Genomic DNA, 18,300 nt, shown 5'->3' on the forward strand with positions numbered 1-18,300 from the left:
TAAAGGAGGTGAAATAAAAATGGCAGTAAAAATTAGATTAAGAAGAATGGGTGCTAAGAAAGCTCCTTTCTATAGAATAATCGTTGCTGATTCAAGAGCACCAAGAGATGGTAAATTCATCGATGAAATTGGATACTACAATCCATTAACTGAACCAGTTGAAGTTAAAATCAACGAAGAAAAAGCTAATGAATGGTTATCTAATGGAGCTCAACCAACAGAAGTAGTTAAAAGACTTTTCACAAATGCAGGTCTTACTAAGTAATTTTTGGAGGTGAATTCTACAGTTAGTACATACTAATTGTGGACGTTTATGAAGGAATTAGTTGAATTTATAGCTAAATCTCTTGTTGAGAACCCAAATGAAGTTGTTGTTAATGAAGTAAATGGAGAACAATCCATAATACTTGAATTAAAAGTAGCTCCAGAAGATATGGGGAAGATTATCGGTAAACAAGGGAGAATTGCTAAAGCTATAAGAACAGTTGTTAAAGCTGCAGCACTTAAACAGAATAAACGAGTTATAGTAGAAATCATCTAAAAATTAAGAGTTAGGGTTAACCTAGCTCTTTTTCAATATAGATAAATAATTTATAATTAAATTTATAGATATAAAATTAACTGTCAATAATAAAGAAGGGTGTTTTAAGGTCGATCCTTGAGTGTTGATAATTAATTTAAGCAGAGGTGAAAGAATGGTAAAGTTATTTAAAATAGGCCAGATTGTAAATACTCATGGAGTTAAGGGGGAAGTTAAAGTATACCCATTAACAGAGGATGTTAATAAATTCAAACGCTTAAAAACTGTTTTAGTAGATGGAGTAGAAAAAAATATACTTGGAGTTAAGTTCCAAAAGGATAGAGTTATTTTAAAAATAGAAGGAATAGATTCTATGAATGATGCTGAAACTTATAAACAAAAGTATATTGAAATACCACGAGATAACGAACCAGAGCTACCACCAGATACTTATTATGTTGTGGATTTAAAGGAATGTACTGTTTATGATACTAATGAAAAAGAAATAGGCAGGATTTTTGATGTAATTAGTACACCTAATAACGATGTATACTGGGTTAAAGAACCTAAGGAAGTTTTAATACCGGTTCTTAGAGACATAGTTCTTAGTGTTGATATAGATTTAAAAAAGGTTGTTATTAAACCAGTAGGTGAATGGCAAGATGAAGATTAGTATATTAACATTGTTTCCAGAAATGTTTTCGATTTTTGACCATAGTATTATTGGAAGAGCAAGAGAAAATAATATAATAGATATAGATCTATTAAACATAAGAGATTATACCTTAAATAAGCATAAAAAGGTTGATGATTATCCTTATGGTGGTGGTGCTGGAATGGTAATGGCAGCCCAGCCAATAGTTGATACAATAAGGAAGGTAAAAGAAGATAATAAAGGTAAAGTTGTTTTTCTAGGACCTAGAGGGAAAAAATTTAATCAAGAAATTGCTAAAGAGTTATCTAAAGAAGATAATCTTATATTTTTGTGTGGACATTATGAAGGCATAGATGAAAGAGTTTATAAGTATATTGACATGGAAATTTCTCTTGGAGATTTTGTTCTGACTGGAGGAGAAATGGCGGCAATTCCTGTTATAGATTCTATTCTTAGGTTAATACCAGGTGTTTTAGGTAAGGAAGAAAGTTTTATGGAAGAATCTTTTTATAATGGATTGTTAGAATATCCTCAGTATACTAGGCCAGAAGAATTTGAAGGAGATAAGGTTCCAGATATTTTGTTATCAGGGCATCATGAAAACATTAGGAAATGGAGAAGGCTGAAATCTCTTGAGATAACTAAAAAAAGAAGGCCAGACTTATATAAAAATGTTGTATTAACTAAAGAAGATATTAAGCTGTTAAAAAATAAAAGATAATTTCTGTTGAAATGTGAAAAATTATGTGGTAATATTAAATTTGTGCTAGTACGGGCGTTCCTCTGTCATTAATCTGTGTTAAGAACGTCAAATTATCGTTAAGGAGGGAATGCACAATGAACGAAATAATTAGAGCTATAGAAGCTGAACAAATCAGAACTGACTTACCTAACTTTGCTATCGGAGATACTGTAAAGGTATATGTTAAAATCCAAGAAGGTAACAAAGAAAGAATTCAAATGTTCGAAGGTACTGTTATTAAGAAACAAAATGGTGGATTAAGAGAAACTTTCACTGTAAGAAGAGTTGCTTATGGAACTGGAGTTGAAAGAACATTCCCAATGAATGCGCCAATCATCGACAAAATTGAAATCGCTAGAAAAGGTAAAGTTAGAAGAGCTAAACTTTACTACTTAAGAGATAGAGTTGGTAAGGCTGCTAAAGTTAAAGAGTTATTAACTAGATAGTATAAAAAGGGGACTGTTTCAGTCCTTTTTTTATTTATATTTAAAAACAAAATATGAAATTTTAAATGTTAAAGCATAAAATAAGAATGCAGTTAATGTACACATAAGGATAAATCCAAAACTTTAAAAAAATCACGGAGTGATTTCGTCCAATACTGTGCACTGTAAGCTGTAAACTGTAAACTGAAAAAAGGGAGGGTTCATATGGCAATTAATTGGTTTCCGGGACATATGAAAAAGACTCAAAGAGAAATTAAAGAAAATTTAAAGCTGGTAGATGCTGTAATTGAAATAAGAGATGCCAGAATTCCAAGAAGTTCAGCAAATCCTGATATTGAAAAATTATTAGAAGGAAAGCCAAGAATTATACTTTTAAATAAAAGTGATTTAACTGATAGTAATGTTACTAAGGAATGGATCGACTATTTAACAAATGATATTGTTAGAGTTTTAGAAGTAAATTGTTTGAAAGGCGATGGATTAAAAAATATAAAACCTATGTTGTTAAATCTTTTAAAAGAAAAGCATGATAGATTAAGAGCAAAAGGTATGGTTAACATAATGATGAGAGTTATGGTAGTTGGTATACCTAATGTTGGAAAGTCAACATTTATAAATAAAATGGCAAGGAATAATATTGCTAAAACTGGAGATAGACCAGGTGTTACAAAAAGCAAACAATGGATAAAAACTGGAGCTGGAATTGAACTTTTAGATACACCAGGAGTACTATGGCCAAAATTCGAAGATGATGAAACAGCATTGAATTTAGCTTTTACAGGGGCTATAAAAGATGAAATAATGGATATTGAAGAATTAGCCTTGAAGCTTGTTGATAGATTACAGGAAAGCTATGAAGCTAAATTAAAGGAAAGATATAAATTGACGGAGGTTTTTGAAAACCCGTTAGATACTTTGGATGCTATTGGTAAAAAAAGAGGTACTTTAATTTCAGGTGGACAAATTGATTATAATAGATTAGCGGTTATTTTACTTGATGAATTTAGGGCAGGTAAAATGGGAAAAATTTCATTAGAGCGTCCAGGAGAAGAAGAAAATGAGGATAATTAATGAAGGGATAGCAGCATTATCATTTTCTGAAATAAAAGCTGAAATAAGTCAGATTCCAGTAATCGACTATTATAGAAATGGGAAGCTGTCAGAAGTAATAAAATGTTTTGAAAATGAAAAAAGAAAGAATGTATTATCGATAAAAACTAGGATTGAAAAAGAATTAGATTCCTATTTAACTGAAATTAATAGAGTTAAAAAAATGTATGAATTTGATAAAGCTTTTGGAAATTATAAATATGTTGCAGGCGTAGATGAGGTTGGAAGAGGCCCTCTAGCAGGACCAATTGTTGCATGTAGTGTTATATTGGATTTGAATGTTCTAGATGAGGACTTGATTTTATATTTAAATGATTCTAAAAAAGTAAAAGAATCTAAACGAGAGGAACTTTCAGAAATTATAAAAGAAAAAGCTGTGAGTTATAGTATTGCAGTTTCTTCTAATGAGGAAATTGATGAAAAAGGAATAGCTTTTTCAAATAACAAAGTATTCTTAGATAGTTGTAATTCTTTAACTGTGAAGCCTGATTTGGTATTATCTGATGGATATTTAGTGAAAAATATTCAAATAGAAAATAAATCAGTAATAAAAGGTGATACAAAAAGTGCAAGTATTGCAGCGGCATCAATTGTAGCTAAGGTATATAGAGATAATCTTATGAAGAAGTATGCTGAAAAGTATCCATATTATGATTTTGAAAAGAATGTTGGATATGGAACACCAAATCATATTGAAGCATTAAAGGCTTATGGAAAATGTGAGATACACAGAAATAGTTTTTTAACTAAGTTGTTATAAAATAAATAATATATAGCTAGGCGTATATCTATTAGAAGAGATGTACGCCTAATTGCAATGAATTTAAATAGGAAGAATTATAAACTAGTTTGGAATAGAAAAGAAATTAGAATTATAATCTGAATGCATCAGTTATATGATTTATTTTAAATAATGTATTATATGAATTTAAATAAACTTCAATAATATCAAATCTTATATTGATATTAAATAGTTTTTTATAATTAATATATGATTTAGTAATGTTTATTATGGACATTTGTTTTGTATAATTAACTGATTCTTTTGGTAATCCAAAACTGTAATTATATCTACCTTTGACTTCAAGAATTATTAATAAATTATTTTTTATACATATTATATCTATTTCTCCTAAATGATTTCTAAAATTTCTGTCTAATATATTATAATTTTTATTCTTAAGGTATTGAGTGGCTAATTCTTCACAATAGCTCCCGATATCTTTATTTGATCTTTTCAATAAATCACTCCAATTTAAAATAAATTCTTATTATATTAAAATAATTGTTGTATATGCCTACCTTAAGATTATTAACAATAAAAAATTATCTAAACAAATTTTTGTTTATAGAATTATTTTTAGAATGTGTGTCTATAATCATTAGAGGGTGATATATATGGCAGTGAAAATAATTAGTGCAACGCACAATGGTTTAGAAGGTTTCTTAATAAAAGTGGAAGTAGATATAACAAAGGGGTTACCAATGTTTAATATAGTCGGACTTCCAGATGCATCAGTAAAGGAAGCGAAAGAAAGAGTTAGGTCAGCAATTATAAATTGTGGATTTGAGTTTCCTTTAGGAAGAATTACAATAAATTTGGCTCCGGCAGATGTGAGAAAGATAGGGTCTCTTCTGGATTTACCTATCGCTATTGGAATATTAATGGAGTCTGGACAAATTTGTAAGAAAAACATCGAAAATTGTATGGTGTTTGGTGAGTTATCACTATTTGGTGAACTTAAGGGTATAAAAGGAACCATACCAATAATAATAGAAGGAGCAAAGGAAAAAATAAATAAGTTTGTTTTTCCTTATGAAAATTTAAAAGAAAGTTATTACTTTAAAGGTGTGGAATACTATCCTTTAAAGAATTTAAAGGAAGTTATTTCTTATATTACATATGAAGATATACTTCCATATGAAGAAGAGAATTGTTTACAAGAAGAGAACAATTATGAAGCATTGGATTATGGAGATGTAATAGGGCAGTATTCAGCTAAAAGAGCTTTAGAAATTGCTGCAGCTGGAAAGCATAATATTATTTTATATGGTGAACCTGGATGTGGTAAAACAATGCTTGTAAAGGCATTAATTTCAATATTACCGTCATTATCTCAAGATGAGTTAATAGAGACTGCTAAAATTTATAGTGCGTGTGGACTTATTAATAAAATTTCGCACATTAACAGACCGTTTAGATCCCCGCATCATACAATAACAAAGCAAGCATTGATTGGCGGTGGCAAAGAAATAAAACCAGGAGAAATAACTCTTGCGCATAATGGCGTGTTGTTTTTAGATGAGATTTTAGAATTTAAAAAAGAAGTTTTAGAAACGTTAAGAGAACCTCTTGAAGAGAAAAATGTAAATATAAATCGAATTAGCGGAAGCTATCAGATGCCAGCAGATTTTATGTTAGTTGGAGCATTTAATCCTATTGAAAATAATGAGGATAAAGATTTTACAGATAATAAATACTATTTTAATACAAGAATAAATAAATATAATAAAAAAATTTCTAGTGCTCTTTTAGATAGAATTGATATTTTGAATTATGTGCCTAGGTTAAATTATGAGGAAATTGAAAATAATAAAGATTCGTATAATTCAGAAGTAATGAGGGAAAATGTTTTTAGAGCAAGAGAAACTCAAAAGGAAAGGTTTAAGAATACAGGGTATAAATATAATTCTGATTTAAGAGGAAAGGATATATTTGAAATCTGTAGAGTTGATCAAAGATGTACTGATATTTTAAAACAATATTATAATACATCAAATGTGTCTTTAAGAGGGTTTGGTAAAGTTATTAAATTATCAAGGACGATAGCAGATATTGATAATAAAAAAGATATTTTAGAGGGGCATATTTTAGAAGCATTTAGCTATAGGAAAAATATTAATGGAGAAATTATATAATATAGAAGGGAAAAAATGATGGATTATGATTTATGGTTGATACTTATTGAAATATCAAATTATCAAAAAATAAAATTAATAAAAAAATATAAAACTGCAGAAAATGTATATAATAATTTTGAGAATATTCTAAAAGAAAATGAAGTTGTAAGAAAAAAATTAAAAAATTTTCAAAAAGAAGATTTGAATTATGCAGTATTGAAATTAAAGGAAGTAATAGCTAGAGAAAAAATAAACTATATTACATATGCAAATCCCTTGTATACAGAGAAATTGAGCGGGATTCTAAGTGCTCCATTTTTCCTGTTTTATAAAGGAAATATAGATGTAATTAATAACAAATCCATAGGAGTTGTGGGAGCGAGAAAATGCTCAAGTTATGGAATTGCTGTAACAAAACTCTTGACAAAGGAGCTTATTACTAATAATATTACGCTTATAAGCGGAGGTGCAAGAGGAGTAGATTCAATTGCACATAAAACTGCTTTAGAAAATGATGGATATAACATATGTGTCCTAGGTTGTGGCATAGATATAGCATATCCAACGGAAAATAAAGTGCTATTTTCAAAAATAGCTGAAAAAGGTGTAGTGATTTCAGAATTTTTACCTGGAACTAGACCACTCAGGGAGAATTTCCCTAAGAGAAATAGAATAATTAGTGGACTTAGTAGCGGAGTAGTAGTAACTGAAGCATCAGAAAAAAGTGGATCGTTAATAACAGCAAGGCTTACGCTTCAACAACAAAAAACTGTTGCTGTTGTGCCTGGTTCTATATTATATGCTGGTTCAAGTGGATCAAATAAGTTAATTAGAGATGGTGCTAGTATATGTACTGATAAAGAAGATCTAAAAAGCTTATTAAGCTTGGAACATATCGATATTGGACCTATGAATTTTACACCAGAAAAAAGTGAAATATTAGATTTAATTACTGATTCACCAATTCACATAGATGATATTTTTAAAAATACGTCTGTTGATAGAGGAGCTTTATATGCACTACTATTTGAGATGCAAATAAAAAGTGAAATTATTTGCCTACCGGGGAATTACTATGTGAAAACAATTTAAAAATGTGTAGGGGGTGAAGGCTTCATAATTTTTTATGAAGTTATACTATGGGTCAAAAACTTGTAATTGTTGAATCGCCAGCAAAAGCTAAAACAATAGGAAAATATTTAGGAAAAAATTATACAGTAGAAGCATCTATGGGACATGTTAGAGATTTACCTAAAAGTACTTTAGGAGTTGATATAGAAAATAACTATACCCCTAAGTATATAACTATTAGAGGAAAGGGCGAATTAATTGATAAATTAAGAAAAGCTGCAAAGAAAGCAGATAAAGTTTATCTTGCTACCGACCCTGATAGAGAAGGGGAAGCTATTTCTTGGCATCTAGCTAATATTTTAAAAATTTCTGACGATGATACTTGTAGAATTGTATTTAATGAGGTTACTAAATCAGCTGTAAAAGCATCTATTAAAGAAGCTAGAAAGATAGATTTGGATTTAGTTGATGCACAGCAAGCAAGAAGAGTATTAGATAGACTTGTGGGGTATGAAATAAGTCCGATTTTATGGAAAAATGTTAAGTGGGGACTTAGCGCAGGAAGAGTACAATCAGCTGCATTGAAATTAATATGTGATAGGGAAAAAGAAATTAATGATTTTATTCCTAAAGAATATTGGTCAATAGATTGCACACTTAAAAAAGAAAAAAAGAAATTTCCAGTGAGACTTTCAACATATAAAGGAAAAAAGATTGAGATAGAAAAAGAAGATATAGCAAATGATATTCTAAAAGAATTAAAAACCGGAGATTTTATTGTTCAATCAATAAAAAAAGGTAAGAAAAGTAGAAATCCACTTCCACCTTTTACAACAAGTACACTTCAACAAGATGCAAACAGAAAATTAAATTTTATGACTAAAAGGACTATGTCTATAGCTCAGGGACTTTATGAAGGAGTTGAAGTAAAGGGATACGGAACTGTTGGTTTAATAACATATATGAGGACAGATTCAGTAAGAATTTCTGAAGAAGCACAAGAAAGAGCAAAAGAGTATATAGGAAGTACTTATGGAAAAGAATATTTACCAAATTATCCTAGAATATACAAAGGTAAAAAGAATATTCAAGATGCCCATGAAGCAATAAGGCCTACATATGTGGAAATTACGCCTGAAGTTGCAAAAGAAAACTTAACAGCAGAGCAATATAAATTATATTCATTAATATGGAATAGATTTGTAGCAAGTCAAATGGCTTCATGTGAGTTAAATACAAATTCTATAGATATATTAAATGGTGATTATAAGTTTAAAGCATCTGGATCGATAATTTCATTTGATGGTTTTATGAAGATATATGAATACTCTAATGAAGATGATGAAAATTCAGTAATGTTACCGGAATTAGAGGAAAATGAAAAACTTAAAGTAGATTCACTTGAAGGAACTCAGCATTTTACTCAACCAGCACCAAGATATACAGAAGCTTCATTTGTAAAATTATTAGAGGAAAAAGAAATAGGTAGACCAAGTACCTATGTACCAACAATTTCGACTTTGCTTGGAAGAAATTATGTTATTCGTGAAAAGAAAAACTTAGTGCCTACAGAACTTGGGGGAATAGTAAATAACATAGTAAGTGAATATTTTAAGCAAATAGTAGATATTGATTTTACAGCAGATATGGAGAAAAAACTTGATGATGTCGAAGAAGGAAATGAAAATTGGACTAAAATAGTGGAAGAGTTTTTTGGACCATTAAAAGTTGCCATAGAAAAAGCTGAGAAAGAAATATCAAAAGTGGTTATTGAAGATAAAGTAAGTGATGTAAAATGTGAAAAATGTGGGCGAATGATGGTTATTAAAAGAGGAAGATTTGGTGAATTTTTAGCATGTCCAGGGTATCCAGAGTGTAAAAATGCTAAACCTATAGTTGAAGAACTAGATGTTCCTTGTCCTGAGTGCGGTAAAGCAATTGTAGCTAAGAAAAGTAAAAAGGGAAAGAAATTTTTTGGATGTGTTGGATATCCAGAATGTAAATTTGTAAGTTGGTATGAACCAGTTAAAGAAAAATGTCCTAAATGTAATTCTTATATGGTATTGAAGTATTCGAAAACAAAGGGGAAATTTGTACAATGTTCAAATACTGAGTGTGATTATACAGAAAAATTGAAGGATGAAAATCAAGAACAAAATTAAACAATTATAAGTATATTTAATAAATGAAGTGATGCTTTTTTGTCGAATAGCAAAAAAGAAGTGTTGAAAATGAGAATTTTATGTGATAAACTAGTTTTAATAGTGACTTGTTAAAAAATTCAGTATATTGCGAATTTTCTAACAACTTAGAAGGTTCATTTATATAACAGTTATATACTGTTACCAAGGAGGATAATAATATGACATCATTATTAAATAAAACTAGAATGTTAAATAAAATTCTACAGAAATCTGGTACAGAACCTGTAGCATTTCAAGATATATGTACATTATTAAGCGAAGTTCTTGAATGTAATGCATACATAATAAGTAAAAAAGGTAAAGTGCTAGGATACACATTTGGAAATGATTTTGAATGTGAAGCAATGGAGAAAAAAGTTATAGAAGATAAGAGATTTCCAGAAGATTACAATAACACATTGTTGGAAGTTAACGATACTTTGGCTAATCTTCCCAATGAAGGAAGATGCGTGTTTCAAGAAATTGGTAAATGCAAAAAAGTAGATAAGCTATCAACAATAGTTCCGATTATAGGAAGCAGAGAAAGAATAGGAACATTAATATTAGCTAGATTCGGTAATCCATTTACTGATGAAGATTTGGTTTTAGTAGAATATAGTGCTACAATAGTTGGGATGGAAATGCTTAGAGCTATGCAAGATGAAATTGCTGAAGATACAAGAAAAAAGGCAGTAGTTCAATTAGCGATAGGAACTCTTTCTTATTCTGAATTAGAAGCAGTTGAGCATATATTTGATGAACTGAATGGAAATGAAGGTTTGCTAGTTGCTTCGAAAATAGCAGACAAAGTTGGAATTACTAGAAGTGTTATAGTAAATGCTTTGAGGAAATTTGAAAGTGCAGGAGTTATTGAATCTAGATCTCTTGGAATGAAGGGAACTTACATTAGAATTTTAAATGAAAAATTAATAGAAGAATTAAGAAAAATTAAATAAGTTTTATAGCTATAGGCATTAAGCCTATAGCTATTTTTTTTGAAAAAATAATTATAATATGTAATATAAAAAAATAAACTAAAGGATATTTTAAATATGTATAAAATTTATTAAGTATGATAAAACTTAAAATAAATAACATATATTTTTTGATAAGTTGTATTTTATCTGTCTAAAATTAAAAAATTTTTGTTGATACGTTAAATACCTTGTGATATACTACATAAGGTAAGAAAATACGCACATAACCAAATTGATAAATTAGGTGCTCTTAATTTAAGAGAAGTTTATTAGCTGAAGGTTGTGGAGGTAAAAACCAAGGAGGTAACAAAATGTCAGTAATATCAATGAAACAATTATTAGAAGCAGGTGTACATTTCGGACACCAAACAAGAAGATGGAACCCTAAGATGGCTCCTTATATCTTCACAGAAAGAAACGGAATCTATATTATAGATCTTCAAAAAACAGTAAAGAAAGCTGAAGAAGCTTATAACTTTATTAAGCAAGTAGCTGATGAAGGTAAAGATATACTTTTCGTTGGGACTAAGAAACAAGCTCAAGAAGCAATACAAGAAGAAGCTATCAGAAGTAACATGCATTTCGTAAATAACAGATGGTTAGGTGGAATGTTAACAAACTTCACTACTATCAAAGGTAGAATTAGAAAATTAGAACAAATTGAAAAAATGCAAGAAGATGGAACTTTCGAAGTTCTTCCTAAGAAAGAAGTTATAAAACTTAAGGGAGAAATGGAAAAGCTTGAAAAAAATCTTGGTGGTATCAGAAATTTAGATGCTACAAATGTTGGAGCAATGTTCATTGTTGATCCAAGAAAAGAAAAGAATGCTATCTTAGAAGCTAAAATCTTAGGAATACCAGTAGTTGCTATCGTAGATACAAACTGTGATCCAGAAGAAGTTGATTACGTAATACCAGGTAATGACGATGCAATCAGAGCTGTTAAATTAATAACTGCTAAAATGGCTGATGCAATTATAGAAGCAAGACAAGGTGAACAAATAGCTGAATAATTAAATATAAGGGTAAGTGAATTTTGTTTCAGTTACCCTTTTTGTTAGGTATAGAATAGCAATTGTCACATGAAAAAGACATTTTAGTTGCTTATAAATGAAGTCAGTTTGTGGATAATTCAACTAAGATTAAGATAAATATATAAAATTTAATGAATTAAATTTCACTTGATATATAGAGGAGGAATTAATGTTATGGCAAATATAACAGCACAATTAGTTAAAGAACTAAGAGAAATGACTGGAGCTAAAATGATGGATTGCAAAAAAGCTTTAGTTGAAACAGAAGGAAGTATTGAAAAAGCTATTGAATTCTTAAGAGAAAAAGGACTTGCAGATGCAGCTAAGAAATCAGGAAGAGTTGCTGCTGAAGGTATAGTTAAGACATATATTTCAGATGATAAGAAAATTGGATCAGTTCTTGAATTCAACTGCGAAACAGACTTCGTTGCATTAAATGAAGAATTTGTTGGTTTTGCTGAAAAATTAGCTAAAATGGTAGCTGAAACTTCAGTTAAAACAGTAGAAGAACTTCTTGAAGAAAAGTTTGATGGAGATGCTACAGTTGCAGAAAGCTTAAAAGCTTTAATAGCAAAACTTGGTGAAAACATGTCAGTAAGAAGATTTACTAAATTCTCTATTGATAATGGAATAGTTAGTAGCTATATTCATGGTGGCGGAAGAATTGGAGTTTTAGTAGAGGTTTCTTGTGATAAAGCTTCAGAAGTTTTAGATGAAGTTGCAAAAGAAGTTTGTATGCAAATTGCAGCAGCAAACCCATTATTCTTAGGTAAAGATGATGTTGATACAACATCAATGGAAAAAGAAAAAGAGATATATAGAGTTCAAGCTTTAAATGAAGGAAAACCAGAAAATATCGTTGAAAAAATGGTTATGGGAAGAATTCAAAAGTACTTTAAAGAAGTTTGTCTTTTAGAACAACCATGGGTTAAAGATGGCGATAAGACAATTACTAAATTCTTAGAAGAGAAATCTAAAGAGGTTGGTTCTCCAATTAAAGTAACTAGATTCGTAAGATACGAAAGAGGAGAAGGAATCGAAGTTGAAAAGGTAGACTTTGCTGAAGAAGTTGCAAGACAAATCGGTAAGTAGTTTAAACCTATAAGAGAACACTTTGTGTTCTCTTTTTTTAAGAAATAAAGTAAATATAGTAATGAGGTTTTGCAAAGCAAAACTTTACTCAAAGTTGTGGATGACTTGAGATAATCCCTAAAAGATTCAGGAGGTAATTGGAAATGGCAGAGTGTAAATACAAGAGAGTAATTTTAAAACTTTCAGGAGAAGCATTAGCTGGTGAGAGTGGTTTTGGACTTGATTTTAATGTGGCAAAGAGGATAGCACTTGAAATTAAGGAACTAGTTGATATGGGCGTTGAAGTAGGAGCTGTTGTTGGCGGCGGAAATATCTGGAGAGGTAGAAGCGGAGAAGGTATGGACAGAACTACAGCAGATTATATGGGAATGATGGCAACTTGTATTAACGCATTAGCACTTCAAGACTCGTTAGAACAAGTTGGGGTTAAGACAAGAGTACAAACTGCTATAGAAATGAAGGAAATTGCAGAACCATTTATAAGAAGAAGAGCAATGAGACATTTAGAAAAAGGAAGAGTAGTAATTTTTGCAGCTGGAACAGGTAATCCGTATTTTTCAACAGATACAACTGCTGCATTAAGAGCTGCAGAAATTGAAGCTGACGTAATTCTTTTAGCTAAAAAGGTTGATGGAGTTTATGATAAAGATCCTCATAAGTATTCAGATGCTAAAAAATATGATACACTATCATATATAGAAGTATTAGACCAAGGCTTACAAGTTATGGATTCTACAGCAACATCATTATGTATGGATAATGAAATCCCAATTTTAGTATTTGGTTTAGATGACCCTGGAAATATTAAAAGAGCAATGTATGGGGAAAATATAGGTACATTAGTTAAAAAGAAGTAGGAGGAAAATCATGATTAAGGATATTATTAAAAATGCAGAAGAAAAAATGAATAAAACAATATCTGTTTTAAAATCAGATTTATCAACAATGAAAGCAGGAAGAGCAAATCCAACTATGCTTGACAGAATTCAAGTAGATTATTATGGAAGCATGTGCCCGCTTACTCAAGTAGCAAATGTTTCTGCTCCAGAGCCAAGAGTACTTATGATAACACCATGGGAAAAACCTCTTTTAAAGGAGATTGAAAAAGCTATATTAAAATCTGATTTAGGATTAAACCCATCAAATGATGGGGCAATTATTAGATTAGTTGTTCCAGAATTAACAGAAGAAACTAGAAAAACTCTTGTTAAAAATGTTAAAAAGACTGGAGAAGAAGCTAAAGTAGCTGTAAGATCTATTAGAAAAACTGCAAATGATAAAATTAAAGCTCTTAAAAAGGATTCGGATTTATCAGAAGATCAAATGAAAAAAGCTGAAGATGAGGTTCAAAAGAAGACAGATGCAGTTGTAAAAGAAATAGATGCAATAATAGCTGCAAAGGAAAAAGAGGTCTTATCTGTTTAGATTTTAAAACCTGCTAAGAAAGCAGGTTTTTTTATTAAAAGGAAATTTTTAATATTAAAGATGTGATTTTTATTATGTGTAGAATAAAATCCTCATATAAATTACTTAAAGTATATATGAACTCAGTTTTTGCGAGCTAGGGGGATGAAAGCATGCGAAATATATTTAAATCAAAAAAAAAAGAAAATGAAAACTTTGAATTGGATATGGATAATATTCCAAATCATATAGCTATAATAATGGATGGAAATGGAAGATGGGCTAAGGAAAAAAAGATGCCTAGAAGTATGGGGCATAAAGCTGGAATGGAAACCATTAGAGTAGTTTTAAAAGAAGCAACAAGGCTAGGTGTTAAGAACTTAACTTTATATGCTTTTTCAACTGAGAATTGGTCTAGACCTAAGGATGAAGTTGGAACAATAATGAAGTTGTTAGTTACTTACTTGAATAAGGAGTTAAAAGAATGTCATGAAAATGGCGTGAAAATGAATCTGTTAGGAGATATTACAAAACTGCCAGAAGACTGCCAAAAAGCCTTAAATAATGCTATAGAGACTACTAAGAATAATACAAAAATTAACTTGAATTTTGCTCTAAACTATGGTGGAAGAGATGAAATAATAAGAGCAATAAAGCTTATAAGTGAAGATGTAAAAAATAACAAAATATCTGAAGATGATATTGATGAGATACTGGTACAAAATTATTTATATACTAAGGGTATACCAGACCCTGATTTAATAATTAGACCATCTGGAGAACAGAGGCTTAGTAATTTTTTACTATGGCAATGTGCTTATTCTGAATTTTGGTATTCGCATATAAACTGGCCTGAATTTAAAGAAAAAGATTTAAGAAGAGCAATTGCGGATTATCAAAATAGAGATAGGCGATTTGGAAAAGTAAAATAGAGGAGTGGTTGGATTTTGAAATCTGATAATAGATATTTAGGTGCTGCAATGATTGCTCCATTTATAATATTCATTTTTCTTGGAGGTGTTTATCTAAAAGGATTTGTATTTGCAATATCTATGATAGGACTTTGGGAATTTTATAGAGCATTGAAAGAAAAAAATCTTAAGCCAATAAAAAGTGTGGGATATATTCTACTGATAATATACTATTTATTAAATAATAACTTTGAACTTATGATGTATATACTTGTTGCTGCTGTATTTATATTGTTAATAGTTCCAGTTATAAATTTAGAATACTCATTTATTGATGTTGCAGTAACTTTATTAGGAGTAATTTATTGCGGAATTCTATTCAGCTTTGTATATTTAGTTAATGCAAAGCCATCTGGTCACTATTTAGTTTGGATTATATTTATAGGTTCATGGCTTTCTGATACTGCGGCATTTTATAGTGGAAAGTTATTTGGGAAACATAAACTTTCACCTAAAGTATCTCCTAAAAAGACTATAGAGGGTTCTGTTGGTGGACTTATTGGCGCGACAATATTTACTGGGATATTTGGAGTTGTAATACAAAACTATATTAATATTATGCCAATATATAACTACTTTATAATAGGAGCCTTGTGTGGTTTGTTTGGGCAATTAGGAGATTTGGTTGCTTCTTCTATAAAGAGATATGTAGAAATTAAAGATTATAGCAATCTTATTCCTGGACACGGTGGAATATTAGATAGATTTGATAGTATAATATTCTCTGCAACAGTTGTGTTTTATTATTTGACTTTTATGGTTAAAATTTAATAGAATTTAAAAATGAAAATATGAATCTATGCTTATTTGTACTCATACAAGAAAGCATAGATTTTTCTATAATTTTTATTATGAAGTTTTAAGGGAAAATTACAAGCATATAATATAAAAAATAGAGATAATATAAAGTCAGTGAGGTGAAGAATATTTTCAAAACATATAAAAAACTTTTTTCACTTTTAATATGTTTCATTTTTATAGCCATTGGAACGTTTTTTATCAAATACTATTTCAAACCGTTTATATCCATGATTGTTATGGTGATAGTTTGCGCGCCTATATATAAAATTATGATTAATGCTAAAGTTCCTAATAAAATAGCTGGTGCATTAAGTATCATTATTGTTAATATTGTAGTGATTCTTGTAGTTATATATTTGGGGAGTGAGATATTTGCCTTACTAAAGAGAATATATTTATCAAATTTGGAAGGTGTGAATAAATTTATCAATGAAATTTCAAATAGTTTAAATATAGATTTTGGTAATTTTAAATTTGGAAAAAGTGTAATTTCGATAATTAATGATCAAAATATAAGAAATGGAGCTATAAATACTGGAGATAGTGTTTTGGCATACTTTATTGGCAATATTTGTGCATTTTTTGTCTTGGTAGATAAAGCAGAAATTTTAGAATTAATATCTATGTTGCTTCCGATAGAGATAATCTATAAATTTCAGAACCAAAGGACAAAGCTAAACCAGATGATAGTAATTGAAGGAATTCTTGTTCTTATTTCAACTTTAGAAATAATTAGCGGATTTTTTATGCTCAAAGTTCCTAATTTTTTTATGTTAGGTATAGTATGTGGAATTTTAGATATACTTCCCTATGTTGGAACAATAATTGTATTTATTCCTATTATAATATACAATATTATAGCAAAGAAATTTTTTGTGGCATTTGGATTAATATGTGTATACTTATTGGTTCAAATAGTTAGGGAAGTTTTAGAAGCTAAATTTTTAGGAGATAAATTAGAAATACACCCTTTTGTTATATTGCTGTCTATATATATTGGTGCAAAAATATTTGGGATATTAGGAATAGTGATAGGGCCAATGTATGGCATTATCGCTAAAGAAATAATTTTTAGTAAAGATTGATTTTTTAGAGGTAAAGAAGAATATATATCGATTATCAATTAATGCATGGATTATTTCTGTGATATGCAATATTGAATAGAATTTAAATATTGAATTTTTAAGTTTTTAGGGTTTGTGTTGTTAGGAGGAAAAGAATGAAGAAACTTTCGATATTAGGGGTTACAGGTTCTATAGGAACTCAAACCTTAGATGTAATTAGAAAATCAAATGGTGAGCTTAAATTAATAGGAGTAACTGCAAATACTTCGGTAAAAAAGATTGTTGATATAATAGAAGAATTTAAGCCAGCTTATGTTGCTATGATGGACTCAAAGAGTGCTATAGAAGTAAAAAAACATTGTAAGGAAACAAATAAGAAAATTGAAGTCTTAGATGGAATAGAAGGATTAAATAAAATTGCATCTTTAGATGAAATTGACATAGTAGTGACATCTGTAGTTGGTATGATAGGATTAGAACCAACAATGAAAGCTATAGAAGCTAAAAAAGACATAGCTCTTGCCAACAAAGAAACTCTAGTGGTTGCAGGTGAAATGGTAATGAAAGCTGCGAAAAAAAGTAATGTAAGAATACTTCCAGTAGATTCAGAACATAGTGCTATATTTCAATCGCTCAGAGGAAATGATATTAATTCATTAAGGAAAATAATATTAACAGCGTCAGGAGGGCCGTTTAGAGGTAAAAAAATAAGCGAATTGCAAGAAATAAAAGTGAAAGATGCATTAAAGCATCCAAAATGGAATATGGGAAGAAAAATTTCTATAGATTCTGCAACACTTATGAATAAAGGGCTTGAAGTGATTGAAGCACATTGGCTTTTTGATTGTGATTATGATAATATACAGGTCTTAGTTCACCCACAAAGTATTGTACACTCTATGGTGGAATACACAGATGGAAGTATAATAGCACAACTTGGAGCCCAAGATATGAGGCTTCCGATACAGTATGCATTAAATTATGAGGAAAGAAAGAATCTTGTAGCAGAAACTATTGATTTTTATGAAATATCAAAGTTGACTTTTGAAAAACCTGATATAGCTACATTTAAATCCTTAGATTTGTCGTTTAAAGCAGGAAAAATAGGTGGGCTTATGCCAACAATTCTAAATGGGGCGAATGAAGCAGCTGTTGATTTGTTTTTAAATGAAAAAATAAAATTTTTGGAAATTCCTAATATAATAGAAAAATGTATGGAAGTATTTAAAAAAGAGGTAAGTAAAGAATTGAATTTAAATAATATTATTGAATTAGATAAAACAGTTAAAGACTATGTAGTGAATAATGCAGTAAATTAGGAGGTATTTA

Annotated in this window: 20 protein-coding genes; 19 read left to right on the forward strand and 1 reads right to left on the reverse strand. The window is 29.6% G+C overall.

Annotated features, from left to right (window positions below):
* The first annotated feature begins 19 nt into the window (after positions 1-19).
* From rpsP to CSPA_RS06470, 7 genes are all read left to right on the forward strand, one after another.
* On the forward strand, positions 20-265 hold the full coding sequence (gene rpsP, locus CSPA_RS06440) for a 30S ribosomal protein S16 (protein ID WP_015391409.1): 246 nt from the start codon (positions 20-22) through the stop codon (positions 263-265).
* Positions 266-313: 48 nt separating this feature from the next.
* Positions 314-541: a KH domain-containing protein gene (locus CSPA_RS06445; RefSeq protein WP_015391410.1), complete on the forward strand. Its 228-nt coding sequence runs from the start codon at positions 314-316 to the stop codon at positions 539-541.
* A gap of 154 nt (positions 542-695) precedes the next feature.
* The gene (gene rimM, locus CSPA_RS06450; RefSeq protein WP_015391411.1) at positions 696-1,193 is read left to right on the forward strand and encodes a ribosome maturation factor RimM; all 498 of its coding nucleotides are present in this window, start codon (positions 696-698) and stop codon (positions 1,191-1,193) included.
* The gene (gene trmD / locus CSPA_RS06455) at positions 1,183-1,896 is read left to right on the forward strand and encodes a tRNA (guanosine(37)-N1)-methyltransferase TrmD (protein WP_015391412.1); all 714 of its coding nucleotides are present in this window, start codon (positions 1,183-1,185) and stop codon (positions 1,894-1,896) included. The genes rimM and trmD overlap by 11 nt, the downstream gene beginning before the upstream one ends.
* A 116-nt stretch (positions 1,897-2,012) precedes the next feature.
* Entirely contained in the window at positions 2,013-2,363 is a 351-nt protein-coding gene (gene rplS, locus CSPA_RS06460) for a 50S ribosomal protein L19 (RefSeq protein ID WP_015391413.1), read from the forward strand.
* Between the two features lie 204 nt (positions 2,364-2,567).
* Entirely contained in the window at positions 2,568-3,434 is an 867-nt protein-coding gene (gene ylqF, locus CSPA_RS06465) for a ribosome biogenesis GTPase YlqF (RefSeq protein WP_015391414.1), read from the forward strand.
* Positions 3,421-4,233 (forward strand): ribonuclease HII, encoded by an 813-nt coding sequence (locus tag CSPA_RS06470; RefSeq protein ID WP_015391415.1) that lies wholly within the window; start codon positions 3,421-3,423, stop codon positions 4,231-4,233. The genes ylqF and CSPA_RS06470 overlap by 14 nt, the downstream gene beginning before the upstream one ends.
* A gap of 112 nt (positions 4,234-4,345) precedes the next feature.
* On the opposite strand, the gene CSPA_RS06475 is transcribed toward CSPA_RS06470, so the two are convergent.
* Positions 4,346-4,714 carry a YraN family protein gene (locus CSPA_RS06475; protein WP_015391416.1) on the reverse strand — a complete coding sequence of 123 codons (369 nt, stop codon included), beginning with the start codon at positions 4,712-4,714 and terminating at the stop codon, positions 4,346-4,348.
* Between the two features lie 157 nt (positions 4,715-4,871).
* Between CSPA_RS06475 and CSPA_RS06480 the strand changes: the two genes are divergently transcribed.
* The 12 genes from CSPA_RS06480 (at position 4,872) to CSPA_RS06535 (ending at position 18,290) form a co-directional block, all read left to right on the forward strand.
* The gene (locus tag CSPA_RS06480; protein WP_015391417.1) at positions 4,872-6,392 is read left to right on the forward strand and encodes a YifB family Mg chelatase-like AAA ATPase; all 1,521 of its coding nucleotides are present in this window, start codon (positions 4,872-4,874) and stop codon (positions 6,390-6,392) included.
* 18 nt (positions 6,393-6,410) lie between these two features.
* On the forward strand, positions 6,411-7,466 hold the full coding sequence (gene dprA / locus CSPA_RS06485; protein ID WP_169330717.1) for a DNA-processing protein DprA: 1,056 nt from the start codon (positions 6,411-6,413) through the stop codon (positions 7,464-7,466).
* 47 nt (positions 7,467-7,513) lie between these two features.
* Positions 7,514-9,607 carry a type I DNA topoisomerase gene (gene topA, locus CSPA_RS06490; RefSeq protein ID WP_015391419.1) on the forward strand — a complete coding sequence of 698 codons (2,094 nt, stop codon included), beginning with the start codon at positions 7,514-7,516 and terminating at the stop codon, positions 9,605-9,607.
* 200 nt (positions 9,608-9,807) lie between these two features.
* On the forward strand, positions 9,808-10,584 hold the full coding sequence (gene codY / locus CSPA_RS06495; protein ID WP_015391420.1) for a GTP-sensing pleiotropic transcriptional regulator CodY: 777 nt from the start codon (positions 9,808-9,810) through the stop codon (positions 10,582-10,584).
* Between the two features lie 332 nt (positions 10,585-10,916).
* Positions 10,917-11,618 (forward strand): 30S ribosomal protein S2, encoded by a 702-nt coding sequence (gene rpsB / locus CSPA_RS06500; RefSeq protein WP_015391421.1) that lies wholly within the window; start codon positions 10,917-10,919, stop codon positions 11,616-11,618.
* A 195-nt stretch (positions 11,619-11,813) separates the two neighbouring features.
* Positions 11,814-12,731 (forward strand): translation elongation factor Ts, encoded by a 918-nt coding sequence (gene tsf, locus CSPA_RS06505; RefSeq protein ID WP_015391422.1) that lies wholly within the window; start codon positions 11,814-11,816, stop codon positions 12,729-12,731.
* 143 nt (positions 12,732-12,874) lie between these two features.
* Complete coding sequence (gene pyrH / locus CSPA_RS06510) at positions 12,875-13,588, forward strand: UMP kinase (protein WP_015391423.1); 714 nt, start codon at positions 12,875-12,877, stop codon at positions 13,586-13,588.
* Positions 13,589-13,598: 10 nt separating this feature from the next.
* Positions 13,599-14,156, forward strand: coding sequence for a ribosome recycling factor (frr, locus tag CSPA_RS06515; RefSeq protein WP_015391424.1), 558 nt, complete (start codon positions 13,599-13,601; stop codon positions 14,154-14,156).
* A 152-nt stretch (positions 14,157-14,308) separates the two neighbouring features.
* Positions 14,309-15,067, forward strand: coding sequence for an isoprenyl transferase (locus CSPA_RS06520; protein WP_015391425.1), 759 nt, complete (start codon positions 14,309-14,311; stop codon positions 15,065-15,067).
* Between the two features lie 15 nt (positions 15,068-15,082).
* Positions 15,083-15,877 carry a phosphatidate cytidylyltransferase gene (locus CSPA_RS06525; protein WP_015391426.1) on the forward strand — a complete coding sequence of 265 codons (795 nt, stop codon included), beginning with the start codon at positions 15,083-15,085 and terminating at the stop codon, positions 15,875-15,877.
* Positions 15,878-16,023: 146 nt separating this feature from the next.
* Complete coding sequence (locus CSPA_RS06530) at positions 16,024-16,992, forward strand: AI-2E family transporter (protein ID WP_026106433.1); 969 nt, start codon at positions 16,024-16,026, stop codon at positions 16,990-16,992.
* Between the two features lie 134 nt (positions 16,993-17,126).
* Entirely contained in the window at positions 17,127-18,290 is a 1,164-nt protein-coding gene (locus tag CSPA_RS06535; RefSeq protein WP_015391428.1) for a 1-deoxy-D-xylulose-5-phosphate reductoisomerase, read from the forward strand.
* Positions 18,291-18,300 lie beyond the last annotated feature (10 nt).

It is taken from the genome of Clostridium saccharoperbutylacetonicum N1-4(HMT), assembly GCF_000340885.1.
Classification (GTDB): Bacteria; Bacillota; Clostridia; order Clostridiales; family Clostridiaceae; genus Clostridium; species Clostridium saccharoperbutylacetonicum.

What these genes read in the sequence shown, in the direction of transcription:
- CSPA_RS06445 (WP_015391410.1), top strand. Translation starts at nt 314, where the DNA reads ATGAAGGAATTAGTTGAATTTATAGCTAAATCTCTTGTTGAGAACCCA.
- rplS (WP_015391413.1), top strand. Translation starts at nt 2,013, where the DNA reads ATGAACGAAATAATTAGAGCTATAGAAGCTGAACAAATCAGAACTGAC.
- trmD (WP_015391412.1), top strand. Translation starts at nt 1,183, where the DNA reads ATGAAGATTAGTATATTAACATTGTTTCCAGAAATGTTTTCGATTTTT.
- tsf (WP_015391422.1), top strand. Translation starts at nt 11,814, where the DNA reads ATGGCAAATATAACAGCACAATTAGTTAAAGAACTAAGAGAAATGACT.
- rimM (WP_015391411.1), top strand. Translation starts at nt 696, where the DNA reads ATGGTAAAGTTATTTAAAATAGGCCAGATTGTAAATACTCATGGAGTT.
- dprA (WP_169330717.1), top strand. Translation starts at nt 6,411, where the DNA reads ATGGATTATGATTTATGGTTGATACTTATTGAAATATCAAATTATCAA.
- codY (WP_015391420.1), top strand. Translation starts at nt 9,808, where the DNA reads ATGACATCATTATTAAATAAAACTAGAATGTTAAATAAAATTCTACAG.
- CSPA_RS06535 (WP_015391428.1), top strand. Translation starts at nt 17,127, where the DNA reads ATGAAGAAACTTTCGATATTAGGGGTTACAGGTTCTATAGGAACTCAA.
- CSPA_RS06470 (WP_015391415.1), top strand. Translation starts at nt 3,421, where the DNA reads ATGAGGATAATTAATGAAGGGATAGCAGCATTATCATTTTCTGAAATA.
- CSPA_RS06480 (WP_015391417.1), top strand. Translation starts at nt 4,872, where the DNA reads ATGGCAGTGAAAATAATTAGTGCAACGCACAATGGTTTAGAAGGTTTC.
- CSPA_RS06520 (WP_015391425.1), top strand. Translation starts at nt 14,309, where the DNA reads ATGCGAAATATATTTAAATCAAAAAAAAAAGAAAATGAAAACTTTGAA.
- frr (WP_015391424.1), top strand. Translation starts at nt 13,599, where the DNA reads ATGATTAAGGATATTATTAAAAATGCAGAAGAAAAAATGAATAAAACA.
- pyrH (WP_015391423.1), top strand. Translation starts at nt 12,875, where the DNA reads ATGGCAGAGTGTAAATACAAGAGAGTAATTTTAAAACTTTCAGGAGAA.
- rpsB (WP_015391421.1), top strand. Translation starts at nt 10,917, where the DNA reads ATGTCAGTAATATCAATGAAACAATTATTAGAAGCAGGTGTACATTTC.
- rpsP (WP_015391409.1), top strand. Translation starts at nt 20, where the DNA reads ATGGCAGTAAAAATTAGATTAAGAAGAATGGGTGCTAAGAAAGCTCCT.
- ylqF (WP_015391414.1), top strand. Translation starts at nt 2,568, where the DNA reads ATGGCAATTAATTGGTTTCCGGGACATATGAAAAAGACTCAAAGAGAA.
- topA (WP_015391419.1), top strand. Translation starts at nt 7,514, where the DNA reads ATGGGTCAAAAACTTGTAATTGTTGAATCGCCAGCAAAAGCTAAAACA.